Origin of the sequence: Polaribacter filamentus, from assembly GCF_002943715.1 — a bacterium.
Taxonomy (GTDB): Bacteria; Bacteroidota; Bacteroidia; order Flavobacteriales; family Flavobacteriaceae; genus Polaribacter; species Polaribacter filamentus.
The window spans coordinates 173,377-196,666 of the sequence record NZ_MQUA01000004.1 but is presented as its reverse complement, the minus strand read 5'-3'; the positions used below and the strand labels follow the sequence as shown (position 1 = coordinate 196,666).

Genomic DNA, 23,290 nt, shown 5'->3' with positions numbered 1-23,290 from the left:
TATTAAAATTAATTAAAATGAAGCTTTTATACCCAAAGTAAAAGTTCTTGGGTTTGGTACACTAGACAATGCATTGATAGTTCCTCGATCGCCTGAAGTAGTATCCACTTCGGGGCCATCATATTTAGTAAAGGTATAAGCGTTGTTTATACTGCCATAAATACTTAAACCACCTATTCCTATTTTACTTAGCACTTCTGTTGGTAGGTTATAAGATAAATAGATATTGTTTATACGCAAAAACGATGCATCCTCTAACCAAAAATCTGAAATTTCTGTATTTGATCCTCTATCATCTTTCGTTACCCTTGGCCAGGTACCATTTGGGTTATTAACTGGGTGAAATCTATTAAAAACTCTGGCATCTTCATTTCTTGCCCATGAAGACATAAGCACCGTTAAATCCGTTGAATTTCTAGATCCGATGTATATATCTCTACCTTGAACACCTTGTACTTGTACTTGAAAACTCCAGTTTTTGTAATTAACGGTACTAATCATACCATATGTAAGGTTTGGAAATCTATTTCCTATAATAGTTCTGTCTTCCCCATTTATTAAACCATCCATGTTAGTATCCACAATATCAATATCTCCAATATCTTTTGAACGAAAAGGACCTTCCTGGTATTTTGTTAATTGACTTGCATCGGTAATTAATCCATTAGTTTGAAAGCCGAAAAATGAATTTACAGGCTCTCCTACTTTAAGACCATTTGCTAAAAATTCATCATCACGTCCACCAAGGTCTGAAACTTCATTTTTTACAGTAGCTAAGTTAAAATTAACATCATAAGACCAATCTTTAGCTGTGTTATCTCTAAACCCTAACTGTAACTCAAAACCTGAATTTTTTACTGCTCCAGAATTAATTCTTGGATTTGAAGAAAATCCGTTCGATTGTGGAATAGGCTGAACAAAAAGTTGATCAGTAGTTTCTTCTACAAAATAATCCAAAGAAGTATAAATGTTCCCACTAGCCAATAGGGCATCTATACCAAAATTACTTTTTGTAGCTCTTTCCCATGTTATATCTTGATTTATAGCCGCCGTTTGGGTGTAACCTTGAGATATACCTTGATTTAAAACCGTTCCTTGGCTACTTAATATAGACGTTGTAGGGTAATTACCAAGACTTAATACATTACCTAATGTACCTATACTAGCTCTTAGCTTTAAGTTATTGACAAGTCCTTCTTTATTAAAAAAATCTTCTTCACTTATTGTCCATCCTAAGGAAGCCGCAGTGAACACCCCATATCTATTTTCTTCAGTCAATCTAGATGTTCCATCTCGTCTAATAGTACCGTTAACAGAATATTTGTTTTTATAAGTATAGCCTACTCTAGAAAATATTGAAGAAAAACTCCAATCGGTAAATCTATTACTATTTAATTGCGTTTCAGGATCTCCAGCATTTAAAAATCGTATACTATTGTTTGGTGTACCTAAAATACTTCCAGTCAAACTTTCAAATTTATTTTCTTCCATAGAATACCCCAATAAGGCACTTATTTTATGATTTTCATTTAAAGTTAAATTGTAATTTAATAAAAAATCTGCTATCCAATGCGTTGTATCGTCAGCCCTCTTTGCAAGCGAGTTAACTGTTGTTCCTTCCCAAGAATATATCGTAGGATCTGGCACGGCAGGACTAAAATCGGTTGAATATCTAGCTTCATAATCCATACTTCCTCTGGTAGTAAATTCTAACCCTTTAAGCAACTTTAAAGTAAGATATATATTACCCTGTAATCCTCTTCTTTCGGTATCATTCTGAAAATTTTTGGCTTGCCAAACAGGGTTTGCAGATATATGCTCTAACGCTTGTGACCTAATTATACCCCAACCACCATCATCTTCATATACTCGAGTAAATGGAGATTTACGTGTTGCGAGGTTATAAGGACTTCCAGTACCTTCCTTTTTGGAGGAATAAAGTAGAATAGAATTCCCGAAGGTTAACCACTTATTAATTTTATGGTCAGAGTTTAATGTTAAGTTTAATTTTTGAAATCCCGTTCCTATAGACATACCTTCTTGACTTAAAGAATTAAGAGCTACAAAGTAATTAGAGTTTTCGTTTCCACCAGAAACAGATAAGTCGTAATTAGAAATCATCCCTGTTTGAAGCATTTCGTCTCGCCAGTTTGTATCCACACCTGCAACTGCAACTAGATCAGCTTGTGTCCAATTAGGAGTTAAACCAATATTTTCATGGGATTCTGTCCAAACTGTCAAAAATTGTTCCGCATTCAAAAGATTTAATCTCAAATTACTTTCGTTTTGAACACTATAAAAGGCATTAAAATTAATTTCAGGAGCATTTTTACCTTTCCCCCTTTTTGTAGTTACAATAATAACACCATTGGCCGCTCTGGCACCATAAATAGCAGCTGCTGAAGCATCCTTCAATACAGAAACTGACTTTATAACATTTGGATTAAGATTATCTATTGATGTCTTAATAACACCATCTACAACATAAATTGGAGCACTAGTTCCATTTATAGACCCTACACCTCTTATTTGCACATTGCTTCCTGATCCAGGCAGACCAGAAGCACTTGTAATGTTAAGTCCAGGCGCCCGACCTTGCAATATTTGTAAAGGAGACGTAGCGGCTACTCTATCAAAATCTTTACCTGAAACTGTTGATATTGCACCTGTTAAATCACCTTTTCTAGAAGACGAATAACCTATTACAACTATCTCATCAAGGATTTGTGAATCTTCCTTTAAAGCTATATTAATATTGGTTTTACCTGCAACTATAATTTCTTGAGTTATAAAACCTAAATAACTGATAACCAGTACTGCATCTTTATTTAATATATTAATGGTGTAATTCCCATCAAAATCTGTGGCAACCCCATTTGTTGTACCTTTTTCAACTATAGTTACACCTGGCAAGGGTTGGCCATTAATATCGGTAACCATACCTTTTAAATTAAAGTCTTGTACAGTAATATCTATATCGTCAATTTTATTAACAGTATCGATTGCGTAACCGTTATATAGGCAAAATAAGAGCAAAAATGATATTAGTCTTATTTTTACATTGGAATTAGGAATATGACCGTTTATGATAATTCCTCTAATTATTTTTTTCATATTTTTGTAGTTAATTAGTTATGTTTTAAAGCATTTAATTAATTGTTTTACAAACCCAAAAAAGCTTTCCTTTTTTTTGGGTTTATTTTTTTGAAGTGCTGTAGATTTTAAGTCATAATTTTTATTTAAAGGTTCGTTTGATTTATTTTACGGTCTCACTTTTTATTAAAATTTTTCTATACTGTAAAGAAAGGGTACGTTACTGTTACTTGTGATACTTAAAATACTCATATTTATTTGTAATTCAAACATTTAGCATATTGTTAGTTCTATTAACATTTAGCAGGGGTTAGACTAAAACTACTGATACTTTGTAAGTTTTAGTTTAGTTGTTCTTTTTATTAGCTTTTACAATAATCAAACATTTTAAGTTCTTTTGAAACTAAAAATCCTAAAGATGTACTTTTGAACCCCTAATAACGGATTTTCGATTTACGAGCAAGAAAAATTAAAAAGACATTTTTTACTCAAATAAACACCCTTATCGATTGGGATACGATTTCTATCCTAATAAATAAAGACTATTCAAAAGGAAAAAGTGCCACTGGCAATCCTTCTTATGATGGGTTATTGCTTTTTAAAATGTGTCTTTTACAAAGTTGGTATGGATTAAACGATTCTAAAGTTGAAGATCGAATAAATGACAGTCTATCCTTTAGTTATTCTTGTGGTATGACCATTGAGCAGGTTGCTCCAGATTATAGTACTTTAAGTAGGTTTAGAACCGCATTAACCAAAACACAAACCTTCGAAAAATTATTTGCTTCCATAAATAAACAGCTAGAAATACAGAATATTATTGTAAAAACAGGTTTAAGAATAGACGCTAGTGTAACAGAGACTCCACTTAGACCAAAAGGAAAAACAAACTTTAAGGTAACCGAAGACTGCTGTGCAGACCAAGCAGAAGTACACAAAGAATATCCAGATAGTGTCGATAAAGAGGGTACATGGTTAAAGAAAAGAGGAACGTACCATTTTGGGTTTAAAAAGCACCATGTAACCGATAACGAAGGTCTTGTTCTAAGCGTACTAACTACAACCACCAGCAAAAATGAGATTACAAATTTGGAAGAAGTTCTAGAAACTGTAAATGTGGTATTGCCAAAAGACATCCCTCTAAAGGCAGATAAAGGGTACCAATCAAAGAAAAATGTTGCGATTTTAAAGAAGCATAATTTAAAGAATCATATCCTTAAAAAGGCGGTAAAAAATAAACCGTTAACAAAATGAGAAACTAGATTCAATGAATTAATAGGAAAAACAAGGTTTAAAGTAGAACGTACTTTTGGAGGAATAAAATTATGGTTTAAAGTTGGAATTGCAAGATATAGAGGAATGAAAAAAATGCATACACAAAATTTGATGGAGGCAATGTGCTACAATTTATATCGAAGTCCAGGGATATTTGCGTCTAATTGTAAAAATTAAGGAAAAATGAAGCCTAAAAAAGGCATTTACTCACTTAAAATAGAAAAAAATAGCATAATCGATGTTGTAGCTAAAAAAAAGGGAATTCTAAAAAGTAAAAATAATTAAGTTTGCTTTTTGCAACGGTCTTTATTTGCCCAAGCTTTAATTTTCGTAAATAGTAATGTTTGGCTCACGCCCAACTCTCTAGCAAACATATTAACATCAAATTGTTTATTTGAAATATTTAACGCAACAATCTGTAAAGCTTTTTTTAAGTAATTTCTCATTAAACGAAGTAACCTTGATAAAATAATGCTTTAGTATGCATTTATTATTTTTAACTATGGCAGTATTCTTTAATATTGAAAATGAGAAGATAAACTAGCTCTTCTCATTCTCAACAAACTAATTCAAATAATACGATATAAATTTAATGTACAATCGAAGATTGTCTTTCTTTGAATATTAAAAATTTAGATTAATACCCGGGTACTTGCTCGTTAAGTAATATTGAAAGTGTTGTATATTCCATTTTACTAGTTTTCATTAATTCATCCATGAAAGTTCTTTCCAAGTATTGCCAGTATCATTTTTCTGATCTAGGCCTGGGGTACTTCTTCCTTTTAGAATTTGTTGCGTTAATAGTTGTTTTAATTCACTTACTTTTTCTGGGTAATCAGCCTGTACATTAGTTGCTTCTGCAATATCTGTATCTAGATTATACAATTGAATTTTTGGAAGTGTTTTAATATAGTCTTTATCTTTCTTAGGGTTAGGGTAACTCCACCCGCCAGAATCTGGTGTCATTATTAATTTCCAATCGCCTTTACGGATAGCAAAATTACCATTGATAGAATGATGAATGGTAGCTTCTCTTGTACTCCTATCTTTTCCTTCTAACAAAGGCATCATACTAAAACTGTCTTCACCATCACTAGCTTTCATTTTATAGTTTACGATCTCAGCACTGGTAGCAAAAAAATCGGTAGTACAAATGGTTTGATTGCTTACTGAACCTGCCTTTACAGATGCGGGCCATTTAACGATAAAAGGAACCCGATGTCCGCCTTCAAAAATATCTGCTTTATGGCCTCTAAAAGTATAACTAGGAGAATGGTTTTTTGCAGTTAATTCATCAATCTTTGCAGCAGGTGAACATCCATTATCACTAGTAAAAACAATTAAGGTGTTTTCTTCGATTCCGGCATCTTTTACTGCTTTTAGCAATTGCCCTACATAATCATCAAACATCATTACAAAATCACCATAAGGGTTTAAGCCACTTTTATTTTGCCATTCTTCGGTAGGTAAAATGGGTGTATGTGGCGAGGGTAAGGGTAAGTATAAAAAAAAAGGCTTTTCTGCTGTAGCTTGTTCTTGTACATACTTAATACCGCGTCTAAAAAAATTAGGAGTCACATCTTCATGTACAAAATCAGCAGATGTTAATCCATTTCTCCACCAACCGTATTTTGATTTACTTTCAGTTAATTCCGTAGGTATTTGAGTGGCAAAACCATTCTCAACATATACATAAGGTGCCATGTCTAAAGAACCGCAATGCCCATATGCATAATCGAAACCTAAATCGTTGGGTGTATTGGTAACCTCTTTGCTAAAATCTATTTCATTATTTTCATTTTTTGCCCAATCCCAGCCTAAATGCCATTTTCCAATGAAAGCCGTTTGATAGCCCGATGCTTTTAAAATAGAGGCAAGTGTACTTCTATCATTAGGTATTAATGCTTTCGATGTACCCCTCAACACACTCCTTTTTAATCTAGAACGCCAATTATAACGCCCAGTTAAAATACCGTATCGAGTTGGTGTGCATACAGATGATGAGGTATGTGCATCTGTAAACATCATCCCTTCAGAAGCCATAGCGTCTAAATTGGGGGTTTTTATTTTTCCATTCTCATTAAAACTAGACAAATCCCCATAGCCTAAATCATCCGCTAGAATGTAAATGATGTTTGGTTTTTTCTTTGATGTTATTTTCTCAGAAGCATTTTTTTTCTGTGTAGATGAGCACGATACTATCACTAGGCTCAAAATTAAAAATAAAGTATTGTTAATTAGATTTTTCATTTTGTTGTGTTTTTATAGTCAAGATTTGGTTCTGGCATAGACGCATTGGTTTCTATTAGCATGTTTTTTAATTTTATATGAAGCGTATTTGCTTTTTTTGGATGTTTATGAATCAAATTTGTTTTTTGTTATGGTTGGAAAATAATCTAAAGTAAAACAAATTGCTCCTACTTGTATTCTTGGTTTTATTTTAAGGAGACTTAACTGTCTGGAAAACCAACCGAAATGGTATTATTTATATCTAATATATTCCCTTGTACCACTATGATTTCTAATAAATATGACAACTTTATTTATCTTTTTGCAGTTAATTAGTTATGTTATAACTACATTTAATTGATTGTTTTACAAAGCCAAAAAAGCTTCCCTTTTTTTTGGGTTTATTTTTTTGAAGTGCTGTAGATTTTATGTCATAATTTTTATTTAAAGGTTCGTTTCTAATTGAGTTCATATTCTAAAGTTTTTGGTTATTTATATTCTGAGTTATTTTCAAACAGATAATTTACCGTCTATTTAATTGTAATAAAATATTTCCCTGATTTTTTAGTATTAAATTCAATAATATCTTCGTCGGTAATTTTATAGACTATTTGTTTACCCATACGATCTTTTAATTGAACACCTTTAGTGTTAGGCAATTTGATACTGCATTTTCCACCACTTTTTGAGAGGATTTTAACGGAGGATATCTTACTATTTTTCCAGCGTAATGATACCTCAAAATTACCTCTTGCTACTAATCTATCAAATGAACCTGTTTGCCAAGCTTTGGGAAGTGCTGGCAGTAGCTCAATAAAACCTTCATGACTTTGGATCAACATTTCAGCCACACCTGCCATTGTGCCTAAGTTTCCATCTATTTGAAATGGCGGATGAACAGTCCATAAATTAGGAGATGTACGCTCTCTTAAAAATTCAGAATATACTTCATACGCTTTTTCTGCTTCCTTGGTTCTTGCACGAATGTTCATTCTATGCGCCATTGCCCAACCTGTAGTTTTGTTACCTCTAAAATCTAATACTGTACTAGCGGCTTCCATCCATTCTGGCTTTTTAGAGTCAATTAGGGTTCCTGGGTAGAGGCCGCATAAATGCGAAATATGTCGGTGTTTTGGATCTCCAATATCTCCATATTTCTTTTCCTCTCTATATTCTTTTATCTGTCCTGATTCTCCAATAATAATAGGGTCTAATTTATCTATTTGATTTCTAACTATTTCCAAAAAAGGGTCGTTGGTTCCTAAGATTTTAGCACTTTTTAATAAGTCGTTGTATGTTTCCCAAACAAAGCCTTGATCAAAAGTAGTTCCTATGGTCATATAGTGCACGCCGTTGTGTCTTTGCTCTGGAGATGCAGAACGATCTACTAATAATTTACCATCTTCAGTAGCTAATAATGTTTTCGATAAAAAGGTACTCATACCTAACAAAGCAGGATACGCTTGTTCTCGAAGGTAGGTGGTATCTTGGGTAAATTCGAATCGATCCCAGAAAAGTTTTGTTGTAAAACCTCCCGTGCCAGGACCAGAATGACCACTTGATCCGTTAACATGATAAGCGTTTGAGCCTGTTCCGATAGCCCAACCATTTCCTTTTTCACTGTCAACAAAAGCACTGGGATGCCACTTCTTTATATAGGTATTTGCATGTTGATATGTCTTTGGTGTGAACGCGTTAAAGTATTCTTGATATCCAGTAAAAGTTTCTGCCAGATTCGTGTTAAATGCACCCCAATAATTCATTTGCACATTAATATTGTGCCAATAACCACCAGACCATGGGGTGACATGGTACTGACTCCAAACACCTTGTAAAGTGCTTGGCAGTGTTCCTTTTCTAGAGCTAGCAATCAACAAGTATCTTCCAAAGTGGAACATTAATTCTTCCAAATAAATATCAGAGGCATCTTGCTTGTAATTTTCCACCAGTGTTTTAGTAGGAATATTAGGAACAGAAGGGGATACTTCTAAATTAACCCTAGAGAATAGATTTTGGTAATCTTTGAGATGCGATTCTTTTAATTTTTTATACCCCAGAAGACTAGCATTCTCAATTATTTCTGTTACTTTTTTATGAGGAAATATTTTCGAATTTAACTTTAATTCTGTACTATCTTGTAGGAAAATATCCTCATTTAATTCGTAATTGGTTCCTGTTGAAATCAATATAGTTGCTGAATTGGCATCAATAATTCTAATCTCGTTAGATCCATTCTCGTTATTTGCTATAAGCTTTCCACCCTCGTTAATTATTTTAACCTGTCCTTCAAAATTAAGACTGAAAGATGGAACGTTGCCAGCGAATGTGATTAAATTATCTTGAGCTGTTGTATTGGCATACTTTGCAATATTTTCTATAGTTTCTCCTGAATGGTTATATGCATCTGCACTTCTTAAATAAGGAACAACAGCACTTACCGTTAAAGATAGCTTTGCTTTTTTGCTTGCTTTAAGCTTTATCGCTATAACGTTCTGCGGATAATTCGCAAGATATTCCCTTGTATATTTTACACCTTCATATTCATAACTCACATTTAAAATTGCTTCATTAAGATTAAGCGAGCGCTTGTAATTTTTCACCTCATAATGGTCGAATTCCAGAAAAACCTCTCCAAAATTGGTCAGCCCCCCATGTCCATAAGGCGCACCGTTGGTTAATGTTTTATCCGTTATTTGAATGCGTTCCATATCCGTTCTGCCAAAAATATTAGCACCCATGTATCCGTTACCAATGGGGTAAGAATGTGCTTCCCAATCCGAATCTGTAGGATAGCCTCTCGCTTGAATTCGAGAATAGTCTTTACCTCGATTTGGGGCGGGTTGATCATCCCAAATTTCATACGTACGATGTGTAGCATTTAATTGTGAAGTATTATTTTGAGAAATAACACCTTTAGAAAAACTTAAAAAAGAAATTAATACTATAATTCTAATTATTTTGAACATTTTTTTTGTTTTTGTGACTATTTTTTTTTTGAAATTTACTGCTTATTAACAGTTCTTTTCTCTTTGAGAAATGTATATCAATTACATTTTTTTTAGAGGATTTTTATTTACTGTAAAGTAACGGTAAGTTACTGTTATTTGTTATACTTAAAACCTTCATATTTGTGTATAATTCAAACATTTGGCATATTGTTAGTTCTATTAACATATAGCAGGAGTTAGACTAAAACTACTGATAATCCACATTTTAACGAAATTCACATAAATCAACTCCAAATTATTCAAGAAAAATTGAACAACAGACCTCGGAAAATTACAGGGTCTAAAACGCCCAAAGAAATGATGGATTTAGAACTTAAATCTGCAGCTTGGTAACTTCTTTTACTACACCTGGCCATTTTACAATAAAAGGCATACGAATACCACCTTCATATAAATCACGTTTTATACCTCTAAACGGACCTGAACTTTTAAAATATTCTGGGTTCCTGCCACCTTCTTTATGAGGACCATTATCACTAGAAAACATAATAATAGTATTCTCAGCAAGCCCTTGCGCTTCTAATTTTTTTACAATCTCGCCAACTTCCCAATCTAAACGACTAATCATACCTGCTGTAGTAGCATTTGGATCTTCAGCTACGCCATAATGAGGATATTTTTTCCCTGGTTTTTACTTGTAAATGGTGTTTCTTCAAATTGCCCTTTATAGCCTTCTTTATATTTTTCAGGAACCCACATTTGAGCATGTGGTAATGTAGAAGCATACATCAAAAAGAAAGGTTCTTCCTTTTTATCTTCGATGTAGCCTAAAGCTTCATCCAAAATTAAATCTGCACTATAAACCTCACCTCTCCAGGTTTGGCTGCCTCCATTGTTAGGGAAATCTATTTGTTCCTTATTTCTATGTAAAAATTTTGGAAAAAACGAATGGGCTTGTCCATGACCTAAATATCCATAAAAATAATCAAAGCCTTTATCGTTTATATGTCCAACGGTATTGTCACAACCGGAACTGCCTTTACCAATCATAGCTGTTGCATAACCTGCATCTTGCATATACTTACCAATGGTTAAATCTTCAGGATCTTTACGTAATTGTAAATCATTTCCATTTGAACGAATAAAAGCACGACCCGAGTGCAAATCCGTCAATAATACAGCTCTTGACGGTGCACATACAGTACTCCCAGAATAATGATCTGTAAAAAGCATTCCTTCTTTTGCTAAACGATCCATATTAGGAGTTTTTATAACTTCTTGCCCATAAACAACCTACATCGCCATAGCCTAAATCATCAGCTAGAATGTAGACTATATTTGGTTTTTTCTTCGTTGTATTCTTTTTTGTTACTGATGAGCATGATACTACCATCAAAATCAGAATTACTACCAATGCACGATTACTTATTATTTTCATCTGTTTATATTTTTAAATAATCAAATTTAGACTTCATTCAATACCAATACTTCGTTTATTTATGTGATATCCACATAGTCATTTCGTTGTGTATCGAAACTTTAATCATGAATGTTTCATATAAAAGTGAATGCAATTTTTTAACAAAATCTGGATTAACTTTTGTTGGTGCATCTGCTTCTGTTTCTTTTACCCAAGTCATTAGTTTATCATATAACTTTTTGGATATTTCAGGAATAGATTTTGATAAATCATGTTCTTCACTAATGTCAGTAGCAACATTATAGAGTTCGTATTTTTCATATTCATAAAAATAGATAAGTTTCCAATCGCCTTGCATAATTGTTGATGAAGGTGCCGCACGCCAATACATTCTATCTGTCCTGTAAATGGGTAATACATTATCTCCTTCCCAACCTTTATTTGATCTCCCTCCTTTAAGGTACATAAGATAATGCCAAAAGATGGCACGCTCTTTTATGTTTTTTCCTGTTTTTAGAAGTTCTACAAAAGATTGCCCATCAAAAGTTTGATCTTTTGGCAGTTCTGCTCCAGCAATTTCTGCAAAAGTAGGCAATAAATCGACTCCTGTTATAGGATAGTCAGTCGTGCTGCCTGCTGCTATTTTTCCAGGCCATACAGCTGTACCAAAGGTTCTTATTCCACCTTCGTACATAGCGCCTTTGGCTCCTCTTAACGGAGAATTTGTTGTAACATTTCCCACATTACCATTATCGGATACTACCATAAATACTGTGTTTTCATCCAAGTTAAGTTCTTTTAGTTTGGCTCTTAAAACACCCACACTGTTGTCCATAACTTCAATCATAGCAACATAGGTAGGATTCCATTTTTTAGATTTATCTGGCCATGTCTCCCCTTTTTTCTTGTACTTTTCTACCACTTCTTTTTTTGCTTTTAAAGGGGTATGAACATCCCACTAAAGAAACTCTTAAATGGGTGCATATTGCCATAAGTAATGCCAAAAGAAATTTCGTAGGCACATATCATAAAATCAAGAAAAAGTATTTACAATTATACCTCAATGAGTTTGTGTATAAACTTAATCGAAGGTATTTTGGAGAACAAATCTTTGACAGGCTAGTTATAGCAAGCATTACAGTCAATGGACATTAAGTGGATATACAAATAAAAATCCTCTATTGCAAACTAGAATCTACAAAAGAGGATTTTAAAATAAACTAAATAACGAATTCAAATAAACTAAATTCTATCATCGACCATTACCTTAAATTAATAAGGCTTATTTCTCACTGGATCATTAATTACATGGCCAATGCCATTATTAAAAATATAATTATAACGACTTATTCTCTCATTTTGAGATGTTGCTGATGATGGAAGAGGTGCTGAATTGCGATTAATAGTAACATTGTAACGTGCATCTCTCCAAAAAGCAATACGACCATCATCACCAGGTATTAATGTTTGAAAGACATAATCAAGTTCTGCTTGAAACAACACCGGCACCTGATTTACATATGTAGTAACGATATGGTATTTTAAAATAGTTCTAAGCTTATCAAGATTAGCTCTAGCCATTGTTTCAGCAGGAGTTTCCCCATCTGGAACATTCCTAGAACCAGTTACTAATTGAATAATATCTCCGCCCCCTGTAAACGCATTGTTACTTAAAAGCAAGTACGTTCTGTCTGTAGTATCCATTTGGTTGTATTCGTCAACCATTCCAGCTGCTTTTATAGCTTCTATAAAATAGTTCATTTCATCACCACTAAAGTTGCCTTCATCATTTAACGCAGTTCTAGTTTGTATCCATTCCCACGCAGTAATCTCGTCAAAAGGATCTTCTAAATTTTGTGTTGTATCAAACTCATAACTTGGGTTTAGTTCTAAATCGCATCCAAACACTAGCATGGTAATTGCTAACAAAGTAATAACGCCTTTAAATTTTATTAATTTTTTCATATTTCTTTTATTATTAGTTATAGCCTAGTGTTTGTTCCAGTAATGGGTTTTCAATTAAATGGTCATCAAAAATTGGAGAAAAAATCCTTTGTGGTGTCAATGGTATTCCATTTGGTACAGTATTTAAGATAGGATTCATAACTTCTATTGTTTTACCTGTTCTCATTAAATCCCACCATCTTTTACCTTCTCCAAGGAGCTCTAATTGCCTTTCATCTAAAATGTAATTTTCTCTGTCATCAATAGTTGCTCCAAATTCTGTAAGTGTAACCATTGGCAACATTCTAGCGGTTCTTATCTCGTTTACAAGCTCTAGCGCTTTAGTTGTATTTCCTAACCTGTTTTCAGCTTCTGCCAACAAAAGTTTCATGCCAGAGTAACGGTATAGTACAATGTCGCTATCGTCAAAACCAAGACCAGCATTAGTTTTTTGATACTTTGTCGATCTTGCTTCACCAATTTCTTGTGACAATACGTCTATATCCCCCTCGCGACATAAAAAGTAACGCCAGTCGCCATAAACAGGTGCTAGTGAATCTAATAAGACACCATTGTCTGTATAAGAAACTTTTTGTGTTAATTGGGGAGCAACTGTTGGGTATTTATTTACCCAAGTTGTTGAATCTATTGGGAATTTAGTTCTCCATTTATTTTCCAATGCTGGTGATATATAAAACGATGGGATTCCTGTCATAAATATTGCGTATATGGCAGCTCTATCAGTATCTAACAAATCAAAGTTGATAGAAAGAATTAATTCTGAACCACTTTGTATTTTTCCAGTACCTCTAAGCTCAAGTTCAGGGCCATTTATTGTTGTTATACCGCTCGGTATTTTCTCTCCAATATCATTTAAAAATAAATTTTGCCATCCTTGTACTGAATTTGTCAAAGTAAATTCGTTAAGTGCTTCGAATTTATCTAAAGCTTCTTTAGCCTTATTATAATCTTGTAAATGCATATACACTTCTGCTTGTAAGCAGAATATACTTGATTTTGAAAACCGATATGGATTCGCAAATTGTTCCATAAAACCTTCGGCAGCTATGATATCAGGTATTATTACCTCATTCATTATAGTTGTACCATTTGTTCTTGGGCGCTGTAATTCTTGGTTTTGGTTTTCTATTGGATCTGTAAAAACAGGAACACTTCCCCAAACGCGTATTGCATGGAAATAGGCAAAAGCCCTTAATGCGTATGCCTCTCCTAATAAACTTCGATTGACACCTTGAATTTCTGGGAGGTATTTTATGGCTAAATTCGCCTGATTAATTAGGTTATACAGATTGTTCCATCTGAAATAATCGTTACCAGAAGTTAAATCATTAAAAACTAACTCTAAATTATTAGCAGTAGCACCGCCTGAACCTTCATGAAAATTGTCAGCTCTCATTTCTCCCCAAAAGTAATGATTGGCTTTAAACGATTTCTGCATGCGGTCATAGGCACCAGCAACACCATTTTCTGCATCATTAGGCGTTTTCCAAAATTCAGTAAACCCAATTTCACTTATTGGTTGTTCATCAACAAGGTTATCACAAGACATACTTATTACTAATAGTAATAAGAAAGCATATTTAAATTTTATAGTATATTTTTTCATTTTTATTCTTTTTTAATTCTTAAAATTTAACTCTTAATCCAAGTATGATATCCGTTTTATTAGGATACCTTAAATTATCTACCCCTGGCTGTAAAGGATTACCTCTAGAGCCTAATTCTGGGTTATAGCCGATATAATTAGTCCAAGTAGCAATGTTATTGAATGAAAGGTTTAAAGACATAGTTTTAAGCCAATTAACTTTTTGCGTAAAGGTTTTGGGCATATCATAAGTGAAGTTTACAAATCTTAATTTTATAAAGTCCCCGGAAGTTACAAAAAAGCTATTAGGTCTTTCTCTGTTTTGTGGCACCCTGTTCATTCTGGGGTATACTGTTATATCTCCTTGTTCACGCCATGAACCATTTATTCTGTCTGGTCCTGGGGTTTCGTTACCAGAATTTAAATCGTTACGGAGTTCATCATAACGTCTCCAAATATCTTGACCAAAACTATAATCGAACAAAATGCTCATCCCAAAATTTTTGTATTTGAAATCATTTGAAAAACCTCCAAACATAGTTGCTACACCATTACCTATTACTTGACGGTCTGTGGCTGTTATATCAAAATCGCCATCTATATCATCCCATATAATATCTCCACCTTCAAGTGTTCGTCCAGCATTTCTTAATTGAGTTACTGAACCAGTATAATCTTGACCGTTAAGCGAATAATCTACAAAGGCACCATCACCATCGAAATTTGGTGTTAACCGTATACCAGTATCTGTATAAGCATTTGATTCGTCATATTGATACACCCCTAGGTTTTTAAACCCATAAATGTTACCTAAAGATTCTCCTTCTTCAATTATATAATCACCCGATTGAAACGAGGTGCCTCCTGCAAGTTCTAATACTTCATTTCTTAAAAAGGTAATATTGAATGCACTTTTCCACGAAAAATTTTCATTTTTTATTAACGTACCGCTAAGACTCAAATCGATACCTTCATTTCTTATGGCACCAATATTTTGTCTAATTCCCGAGAATCCAGTTTCTTCAGGTAAAGGCACACTAGCCAGAAGATCTGAAGTATCCTTTCTCCAAAAGTCTGCATTAAAGTTTAAGCGTTTTTTAAACATATTTAAGGTTATGCCAATATTTGTCTGTGTCGTACTTTCCCAACCTAAATCAGGGTTTCCTAATCGTGTTGGTACAACCCCACTTATTCCATTGTATATAGCTCCAGGCGAGTACGCGCCACCAAACTCGTAGTTTCCAATTCGTTCGTTTCCTGTTACTCCGTAATTAGCACTTAACAGTAAGTTGTCGATAAAATCAACACCTTCCATAAAATTTTCACTACTTACTCTCCATCCTACGGATGCTGAAGGAAAAAAACCATATTCTTTATTATCTCCAAATCTAGAAGATCCATCTCTACGGACCGTTGCAGCAAATAAATATTTGTTATCAAAGTCATAATTAATTCCTCCAAATAAGGAAAACAAATTATTTTTGCTATTTTCTCCTACATCTAAAGAAAACGTGGTAGGATCAATATTGTTAAATGTTTGAATATCGTCAGACACAAAATTAGATCTTACATCAAATTCTTCCCTAGAATATTTCTGAATTTGCATCCCTGCAAAAGCACTTAGCGTGTGTTTACCAAAATCTTCTTTGTAATTTATAAAATTTTCTTGTTGTATGTCATAGCTTAAACGAGTATCTCTTTCACCTCGCGGAAATTCTCTCTCTAAAATTGTAGGCCGAAAACCATCAAACTGATTATACCTATAATTAATACCTAAAGTTGATTTGATAGACAGTGTAGGAAAAAAATTATATTGCGCATAATTAAATAGTTGCGCTCTAAAGTTTCTAGTATTACGTTTCCCTAAATTGGCTTCAGCTACTGCATTACGGCGCCCTCCTAATCTTGGAGAGTAAGATCCATCTGGTTCAAAAATAGGAAAAGTAGGAACAGTTGATATCAATGAGTTGAAAACATTAGACTCATTTAACCCTTTCTGTTCTTCATATGTTAGGTTTATTTTTGTGCCTACTTTGAATTTTTTAGAAGGGGTAAGATCTATCTTTAATAAACTGCTTATACGTTTGTAAGAACTGTTTACAATAACACCTTCCTCTTCTAAAATACTCGTGTTCCAGTAAAATTTACTTTTTTCACCACCACCACTTAAAGCGACATTAAATAGTTGTCTTACACCCATTCTAGTAATTAAGTCTTGCGAGTTAATAGAGTTTCTCTGTAAAAGACTTAAAGAGTCAAGATCTGCAGTTCTAAGATTATCAGGATTTGTTCTTAGTCTTTCATATAAACGCCTTTCATTTGAGTTTGGTAGTGCTAAGCCACCTATTAAATTGGTAACGGCTGTAGTTGCGTTTACATCTAAACTGAATTCACCACTTTTTCCGGTTTTGGTTGTAATAAGTACAACTCCATTTGCTGCTCTAGATCCATATATAGCAGCTGTAGCTCCATCTTTTAAAATTTCTAAAGAAGCTATATCACTAGGGTCTATATTATCGATGTTGTCTAACTGTTGCCCATCAACTACATAAAGTGGTTCTGTACCACCTGCAGAAAATGTAGATGTACCTCTAATCTTTATATCAAAACCTGCTCCAGGGCCACCGTTTGATAATATTTGAACACCAGACAATCTACCTTGAACTGCATCAAAAGGACTAGTTGGGGTAGCTTGTACTATTTCTTCTGCTTTTACAGTTCCTAATGCTCCTAGAATTTTATCTCTACTTACTGCTGCATATCCAATAACTACAACTTCATCCAGCCCTTCAGTATCATCTTTTAGAACCACAGAAATAGTAGTTTGATTACCTACTTCAACCTCTTTTGTTTTAAATCCGATAGAAGAAAAAACTAAAGTTTTATCCCCTGGGCTCATTAAAAGAGTAAATTTCCCATCAAAATCTGATACGGTTCCTCTAGTGCTCTTTTTAATTAGAATAGATACACCAGGTATTGGATTTCCATACGTATCAGTAACTGATCCAGAAATTTTACTCTGTTGAACGCTTACGTTGTCAATATCTTTATAGGCTTCAATAATATCTTTTTCAACTAGAGATATCTGTGTATCCAATATTCTATAAGTAGTATTTGTGCCTGAAAAAATATTTTCTAACACACTAGTTACCAGTTTTTTATTGGCATTTACAGTAATTTTTCTATTTAAATTTACATCCTTGATTTTGTAAACAAATTTAAAATCTGTTTTACTTTCAATCTCTTCAATAACCTGTCTAACAGGGACATTTATCAAGTTCAAAGAGACTTTCGTCTTTTGAGTATATGTAGTGTTTGCTTGCAGTGCAAATACTGCGACAAACATAAATAGTGTACTAAGCTTCATCTTTAAATCAAATTTTATAGATTGACGATGTAGGCTTCTCTTTTTATTAAGAAGTTTTTTCATACTTTGTTATTTTTAATTGTGGTTAATAATCTTTGATTAATAATAGCATCATTATAAGTCGGGAAATGTGTCCGCCTTTTCTGGTTTTTTATTTTCAATATTTTATTAAAAGAATAAAAAGATGCTGAATTTTATTCAATTGATGTTCTTGTAAACTTCTAAATCATATGCATCGTGGTTTTTAGTAGTTCATATTAGTTTCTCTTTTTATAATAAACCTTTGTCAATTCTTAATAACTTTTATAGTTCTACTTTGGGCATTCACTTCATCTGTGATTTTTAAAAAATACATACCCGAATGCAATGAAGAAATATTGAGATAATCTTTATACACAGTTTCCATCATTAATTGTCCCATTGAATTGAATATTTTAACATCCATCCCATTTTGTAGGTTTTTAATAAAAATCTTATCGTTAAATGGGTTTGGATACACAAGTAGGTCTTTTAATATATTTTCAGCAGTGTTGTCTAGCACTTCTAAAACCTGCTTTTGACTACCTAAACTTGACCCATATATAATTGTAGGTTTTTCCGCATCACTGTTTGCCGTTTCTTTACTATGAATATCGCTCTGAACATCTGCAATTTTACCTACTATTTTTATAGTGATAAACCCATCACCCCCTGATTGTGCTAATGCTGCCGTGGTGATGTCCCATTCTAAGGTTTGACTGCTTGATGTGGTTTTAGATTGAATACCAAATGAAGTTGTAGTAGCAAGTGGCTTATTGTCCCAAGTTATTAACGTTTCTGACCAACTATCATCAGATACTAGAAGGGCTTCAAAATTATTTAAATCAGTATCAGTAACAGTTACTCTTAACTTTGCAGAGCCTGTATTAGATGGTAAACTAGATACATCAAATTTTAGAAATGATTCCCGTATAGTTCCTTCCCCTAATGTACCAAGCTTGATCACTAATTTTTGACCATTATAATTAACATTTGCACCAGAATCTCCTCGTACATATGAATCGTCTATAGAGAGAAGGCTTCCGTTTTCTATTGGATCACCATATATTTGTAGCTCTGTTATTGAATTCCAGGCATTAACCGTGTTTCCATTACCAATATATTTCACATATCTGGCATCTGAATCAGCAATGTCAATATCTTCTAATTCAACAGAAGCTCCACCTGATTGTCCAGAAAATACATTCGTCCAGTTCAAATTATCTGTAGAAACCTCTATATCAAATAATGCCGATCTTATATCCCCATTAAACCAAGCTATGCTTAAATCTTTTACATTGTATATTTCGCATAAATCAAAAACCGCTTCAACACCATGTACGTTTGATGACCAGCGTGTATTATAATAGCCATCAAGTACGTTTTCTATTACATTACCGTCGTCATTACTTGCTGTAGCAACGCAAATCGAAAGTGATGGTGATATTTCTTCATAAACAATGGCCGGTTTTTCCGCATCACTAGTTGCCGTTTCTTTACTAGCAATATCGCTCTGAACATCTGCAATTTTACCTACTATTTTTATAGTAATAAACCCATCAACCTCTGATTGTGCTAATGCTGCCGTGGTGATGTCCCATTCTAAGGTTTGACTGCTTGATGTGGTTTTAGATTGAATACCAAATGAAGTTGTAGTAGCAAGTGGCTTATTGTCCCAAGTTATTAACGTTTCTGACCAACTATTATCAGATACTAGAAGGGCTTCAAAATTATTTAAATCAGTATCAGTAACAGTTACTCTTAACTTTGCAGAGCCTGTATTAGATGGTAAACTAGATACATTAAATTTTAGAAATGATTCCCGTATAGTTCCTTCCCCTAATGTACCAAGCTTGATCACTAATTTTTGACCATTATAATTAACATTTGCACCAGAATCTCCTCGTACATATGAATCGTCTATAGAGAGAAGGCTTCCGTTTTCTATTGGATCACCATATATTGGATCACCATATATTTGTAGCTCTGTTATTGAATTCCAGGCATTAACCGTGTTTCCATTACCAATATATTTCACATATCTGGCATCTGAATCAGCAATGTCAATATCTTCTAATTCAACAGAAGCTCCACCTGATTGTCCAGAGAATACATTCGTCCAGTTCAAATTATCTGTAGAAACCTCTATATCAAATAATGACGATCTTATATCCCCATTTAACCAAGCTATGCTTAAATCTTTTACATTGTATATTTCGCATAAATCAAAAATTGCTTCAACACCATTTACGTTTGATGACCAGTGTGTATTAGAATAGCCATCAAGTACGTTTTCTATCACATTACCATCGTCGTTACTTGCTGTAACACCACAAATAGTTAGTCGTGAAATATAAGATGGTCCAACATCAGACAAGCTTAAAGGTCGGTTGGTGATGGTTCCGCTTGTAAATTCATCAGAACCGATATCCTTTGAGGTTTTATTTAATGGTCTTGGTTGTCTGCTTATATCCTTAAGAAGGTTGTAGTCATTATCAATGCCTGGAATGTTAGGAATAGCAGTGTAATCTGCGCTTGATGCATCTATTGCAGGACTGGAACTGGATAAACCATAATATCCATCACCATTAACCTCTAACAGCGGGTCTGTTTGCAAATTCCCATCTGGCACTGGCACGCCAAAACTCCCATCAATAATATTGTTTATAAAAGTACGACTATAATTAACAATGGATCCACTGGATCTTTTAAAAATATTATTAGCAAAAACAATATTATTAATCCTATCATCATCTATATCAAGTGTTCCAGACTCATAAAATGTATTATGTAGAATATGAACGCTATCAACAGGATCAATACCTGAATATACTATCCGTAAAGGTTTCTCTCTTGTGGAAAAATAATTATTATAAATAAAATGATTTTGCCCCTCTTTTACTCTAATACCTCTACCCGTATTTATGAAAAAATTGCCGTAAGCCTGATTTCTGCTTCCATGCCTAAAAACCAACTCACCACCTCCATTATTCTCAAAAGTGTTATACCTTAATACATTTTCAAGAGATTTTATAGACATCGTTTCATTATCAGCGTCTTGGGTGTTATTAAAGTAACAATACTCAACAGTAGTGCGAGAAGTATATAAGCGAGTTGCATAATATCCTATTCTGATGGGTTCACGTCCATAATCACCTCCCTCGCCAGGTAAATTTAGAAATGAGGTGTACCTCACCTTATGATATCCAGGTTGCGAGTCTGATACATTAATCTGAATAAGAGCACTACCACCTCTAACATTTTCGATATTACAATAAGAAATCTCATTGTATTGTGTATTATCGTCTATCTGCATAGCTCTGTAGCCAGTATTATCAACCATATTGATATGTGTTGCCAGATTGTGATCCCCAGCAAATCTAACACTCATTTCACTACATTCTCTATATTGGAACCCTGAGAAGGTAATATAATCGCCTGAAATTCTAGCTTTTGAATTTCCTGAAAAAACTACTCCTCCGGGAGTTTCAGCTTTTAGAGTAATTCCATTCTTACTTAATGTTAAATCTACATTGCTGTAGTTTCCGTCTTCCCAGATAATGGTATCTCCTGAAGAAGCGCTGCTTTGGGCCGTGTTAAACTCACTTACAGAGTTCACAGATACTTGAGCATTTGTAACAAATACAATTGCAAAAAATAAGACTAAAAGTACTAGTTTTTTCATATTTAAGGTTTTGTTTTTCTTTTGTAATTTTGTTTCATGTTTCATGTTTCATGTTTTTTAGAGGATATTACTTTACTGTAAAGTTAAGGGTAAGTTACTGTTACTTATGATACTTAAAATACTCATATTTGTGTATAATTCAAACATTTGGCATATTGTTAGTTCTATTAACATTTAGCAGGGGTGAGACTAAAACTACTGATGCTCTATCAGTTTTAGTTTCGTTGATCTTTTTATTAGCTATTACAGGAGTCAAACATTTTTAGTTTTTTTGAAACTAAAAATCCTAAAGATGTACTTTTGAACCCCTAATAACGGATTTTCGATTTACGAGCAAGAAAAATTAAAAAGACATTTTTTACTCAAATAAACACCCTTATCGATTGGGATACGATTTCTATCCTAATAAATAAAGACTATTCAAAAGGAAAAAGTGCCACTGGCAAGCCTTCTTATGATGGGTTATTGCTTTTTAAAATGTGTCTTTTACAAAGTTGGTATGGATTAAGCGATTCTAAAGTTGAAGATCGAATAAATGACAGTCTATCCTTTAGTTATTCTTGTGGTATGACCATTGAGCAGGTTGCTCTAGATTATAGCACTTTAAGTAGATTTAGAAACGCATTAACCTAAACACAAACCTTCGAAAAATTATTTGCTTCCATAAATAAACAGCTAGAAATACATAATATTATTGTAAAAACAGGTTTAAGAATAGACGCTAGTGTAACAGAGACTCCACTTAGACCAAAAGGAAAAACAAACTTTAAGGTAACCGAAGACCGCTTTGCAGACCAAGTAGAAGTACACAAAGAATATCCAGATAGTGTCGATAAAGAGGGTACATGGTTAAAGAAAAGAGGAACGTACCATTTTGGGTTTAAAAAGCACCATGTAACCGATAACGAAGGTCTTGTTCTAAGGGTACTAACTACAACTGCCAGCAAAAATGAGATTGCAAATTTGGAAGAAGTTCTAGAAACTGTAAATGTGGTATTGCCAAAAGACATCCCTCTAAAGGCAGATAAAAGGTATCAATCAAATAAAAATAGTAAAATTTTAAATAAGCGTAATTTAAAGAATCACCTCCTTAAAAAAGTAGTAAAAAATAAACCATTAACAAAATGAGAAACTAGATTCAATGAATTAATAGGAAAAACAAGGTTTAAAGTAGAACGTACTTTTGGAGGAATAAAATTATGGTTTAAAGTTGGAATTGCAAGATATAGAGGAATGAAAAAAATGCATACACAAAATTTGATGGAGGAAATGTGCTACAATTTATATCGAAGTCCAGGGATATTTGCGTCTAATTGTAAAAATTAAGGAAAAATGAAGCCTAAAAAAGGAATTTACTCACTTAAAATAGAAAAAAAATAGCATAATCGATGTTGTAGCTAAAAAAAAGGGAATTCTAAAAAGTAAAAATAATTAAGTTTGCTTTTTGCAACGGTCTTTATTTGCCCAAGCTTTAATTTTCGTGAATAGTAATGTTCGGCTCACGCCCAACTCTCTAGCAAACATATTAACATCAAATTGTTTATTTGAAATATTTAACGCAACAATCTGTAAAGCTTTTTTTAAGTAATTTCTCATTAAACGAAGTAACCTTGATAAAATAATGCTTTAGTATGCATTTATTATTTTTAACTATGGCAGTATTCTTTAATATTGAAAATGAGAAGATAAACTAGCTCTTCTCATT

General features: G+C 33.4%; 16 protein-coding genes and 2 pseudogenes. 6 read left to right on the top strand and 12 right to left on the bottom strand.

Annotated features, from left to right (window positions below):
* Positions 1-12: 12 nt before the first annotated feature.
* Positions 13-3,114: a SusC/RagA family TonB-linked outer membrane protein gene (locus BST83_RS00910; RefSeq protein ID WP_104808165.1), complete on the bottom strand. Its 3,102-nt coding sequence runs from the start codon at positions 3,112-3,114 to the stop codon at positions 13-15.
* 423 nt (positions 3,115-3,537) lie between these two features.
* On the opposite strand from BST83_RS00910, the gene BST83_RS00905 reads away from it, so the two are divergent.
* Both BST83_RS00905 and BST83_RS21255 read left to right on the top strand, forming a co-directional pair.
* Positions 3,538-4,347, top strand: coding sequence for an IS5 family transposase (locus BST83_RS00905; protein WP_146092080.1), 810 nt, complete (start codon positions 3,538-3,540; stop codon positions 4,345-4,347).
* 21 nt (positions 4,348-4,368) lie between these two features.
* Complete coding sequence (locus BST83_RS21255) at positions 4,369-4,545, top strand: transposase (RefSeq protein ID WP_146092091.1); 177 nt, start codon at positions 4,369-4,371, stop codon at positions 4,543-4,545.
* A 104-nt stretch (positions 4,546-4,649) separates the two neighbouring features.
* Here BST83_RS21255 and BST83_RS19715 read toward each other — a convergent pair whose 3' ends face one another.
* The 3 genes from BST83_RS19715 to BST83_RS00895 all read right to left on the bottom strand — a co-directional run bounded on the left by BST83_RS19715 (position 4,650) and on the right by BST83_RS00895 (position 9,563).
* Positions 4,650-4,814 (bottom strand): hypothetical protein, encoded by a 165-nt coding sequence (locus tag BST83_RS19715; protein WP_170062700.1) that lies wholly within the window; start codon positions 4,812-4,814, stop codon positions 4,650-4,652.
* Positions 4,815-5,073: 259 nt separating this feature from the next.
* Entirely contained in the window at positions 5,074-6,618 is a 1,545-nt protein-coding gene (locus BST83_RS00900) for a sulfatase family protein (protein WP_104808164.1), read from the bottom strand.
* 509 nt (positions 6,619-7,127) lie between these two features.
* Positions 7,128-9,563, bottom strand: a complete 2,436-nt coding sequence (locus BST83_RS00895; RefSeq protein WP_104808163.1) for a glycosyl hydrolase family 95 catalytic domain-containing protein — start codon at positions 9,561-9,563, stop codon at positions 7,128-7,130.
* A gap of 243 nt (positions 9,564-9,806) precedes the next feature.
* Between BST83_RS00895 and BST83_RS21660 the strand changes: the two are divergent.
* Positions 9,807-9,938: pseudogene (locus tag BST83_RS21660) on the top strand (IS30 family transposase); the annotation flags it as partial.
* On the opposite strand, the gene BST83_RS21015 reads toward BST83_RS21660, so the two are convergent.
* From BST83_RS21015 to BST83_RS00880, 4 genes are all read right to left on the bottom strand, one after another.
* Positions 9,919-10,173 (bottom strand): sulfatase-like hydrolase/transferase, encoded by a 255-nt coding sequence (locus tag BST83_RS21015; protein WP_104808162.1) that lies wholly within the window; start codon positions 10,171-10,173, stop codon positions 9,919-9,921. The pseudogene BST83_RS21660 and the gene BST83_RS21015 overlap by 20 nt on opposite strands.
* Positions 10,174-10,202: 29 nt before the next feature.
* Positions 10,203-10,802, bottom strand: a complete 600-nt coding sequence (locus tag BST83_RS00885; protein ID WP_104808161.1) for a sulfatase-like hydrolase/transferase — start codon at positions 10,800-10,802, stop codon at positions 10,203-10,205.
* Position 10,803: 1 nt separating this feature from the next.
* Positions 10,804-10,941 carry a hypothetical protein gene (locus BST83_RS20090; protein WP_205853533.1) on the bottom strand — a complete coding sequence of 46 codons (138 nt, stop codon included), beginning with the start codon at positions 10,939-10,941 and terminating at the stop codon, positions 10,804-10,806.
* A 97-nt stretch (positions 10,942-11,038) separates the two neighbouring features.
* Complete coding sequence (locus BST83_RS00880; RefSeq protein WP_104808160.1) at positions 11,039-11,887, bottom strand: sulfatase/phosphatase domain-containing protein; 849 nt, start codon at positions 11,885-11,887, stop codon at positions 11,039-11,041.
* Between the two features lie 32 nt (positions 11,888-11,919).
* On the opposite strand from BST83_RS00880, the pseudogene BST83_RS00875 reads away from it, so the two are divergent.
* Positions 11,920-12,120: pseudogene (locus BST83_RS00875) on the top strand (transposase); the annotation flags it as partial.
* Positions 12,121-12,237: 117 nt separating this feature from the next.
* Here the strand turns inward: BST83_RS00875 and BST83_RS00870 are convergent.
* The 4 genes from BST83_RS00870 to BST83_RS00855 all read right to left on the bottom strand — a co-directional run bounded on the left by BST83_RS00870 (position 12,238) and on the right by BST83_RS00855 (position 21,630).
* A complete protein-coding gene (locus tag BST83_RS00870; protein ID WP_104808159.1) occupies positions 12,238-12,930 on the bottom strand; it encodes a fasciclin domain-containing protein in 693 nt (230 codons plus the stop codon).
* A gap of 13 nt (positions 12,931-12,943) precedes the next feature.
* Complete coding sequence (locus tag BST83_RS00865; RefSeq protein WP_104808158.1) at positions 12,944-14,536, bottom strand: RagB/SusD family nutrient uptake outer membrane protein; 1,593 nt, start codon at positions 14,534-14,536, stop codon at positions 12,944-12,946.
* 19 nt (positions 14,537-14,555) lie between these two features.
* The gene (locus BST83_RS00860; RefSeq protein ID WP_104808157.1) at positions 14,556-17,945 is read right to left on the bottom strand and encodes a SusC/RagA family TonB-linked outer membrane protein; all 3,390 of its coding nucleotides are present in this window, start codon (positions 17,943-17,945) and stop codon (positions 14,556-14,558) included.
* 223 nt (positions 17,946-18,168) lie between these two features.
* On the bottom strand, positions 18,169-21,630 hold the full coding sequence (locus BST83_RS00855) for a CBM96 family carbohydrate-binding protein (RefSeq protein WP_104808156.1): 3,462 nt from the start codon (positions 21,628-21,630) through the stop codon (positions 18,169-18,171).
* A 273-nt stretch (positions 21,631-21,903) separates the two neighbouring features.
* Between BST83_RS00855 and BST83_RS19520 the strand changes: the two genes are divergently transcribed.
* Both BST83_RS19520 and BST83_RS20260 read left to right on the top strand, forming a co-directional pair.
* A complete protein-coding gene (locus BST83_RS19520; RefSeq protein WP_367889119.1) occupies positions 21,904-22,218 on the top strand; it encodes a transposase in 315 nt (104 codons plus the stop codon).
* A gap of 30 nt (positions 22,219-22,248) precedes the next feature.
* Positions 22,249-22,713: a transposase gene (locus BST83_RS20260; RefSeq protein WP_146092078.1), complete on the top strand. Its 465-nt coding sequence runs from the start codon at positions 22,249-22,251 to the stop codon at positions 22,711-22,713.
* Positions 22,714-23,290 lie beyond the last annotated feature (577 nt).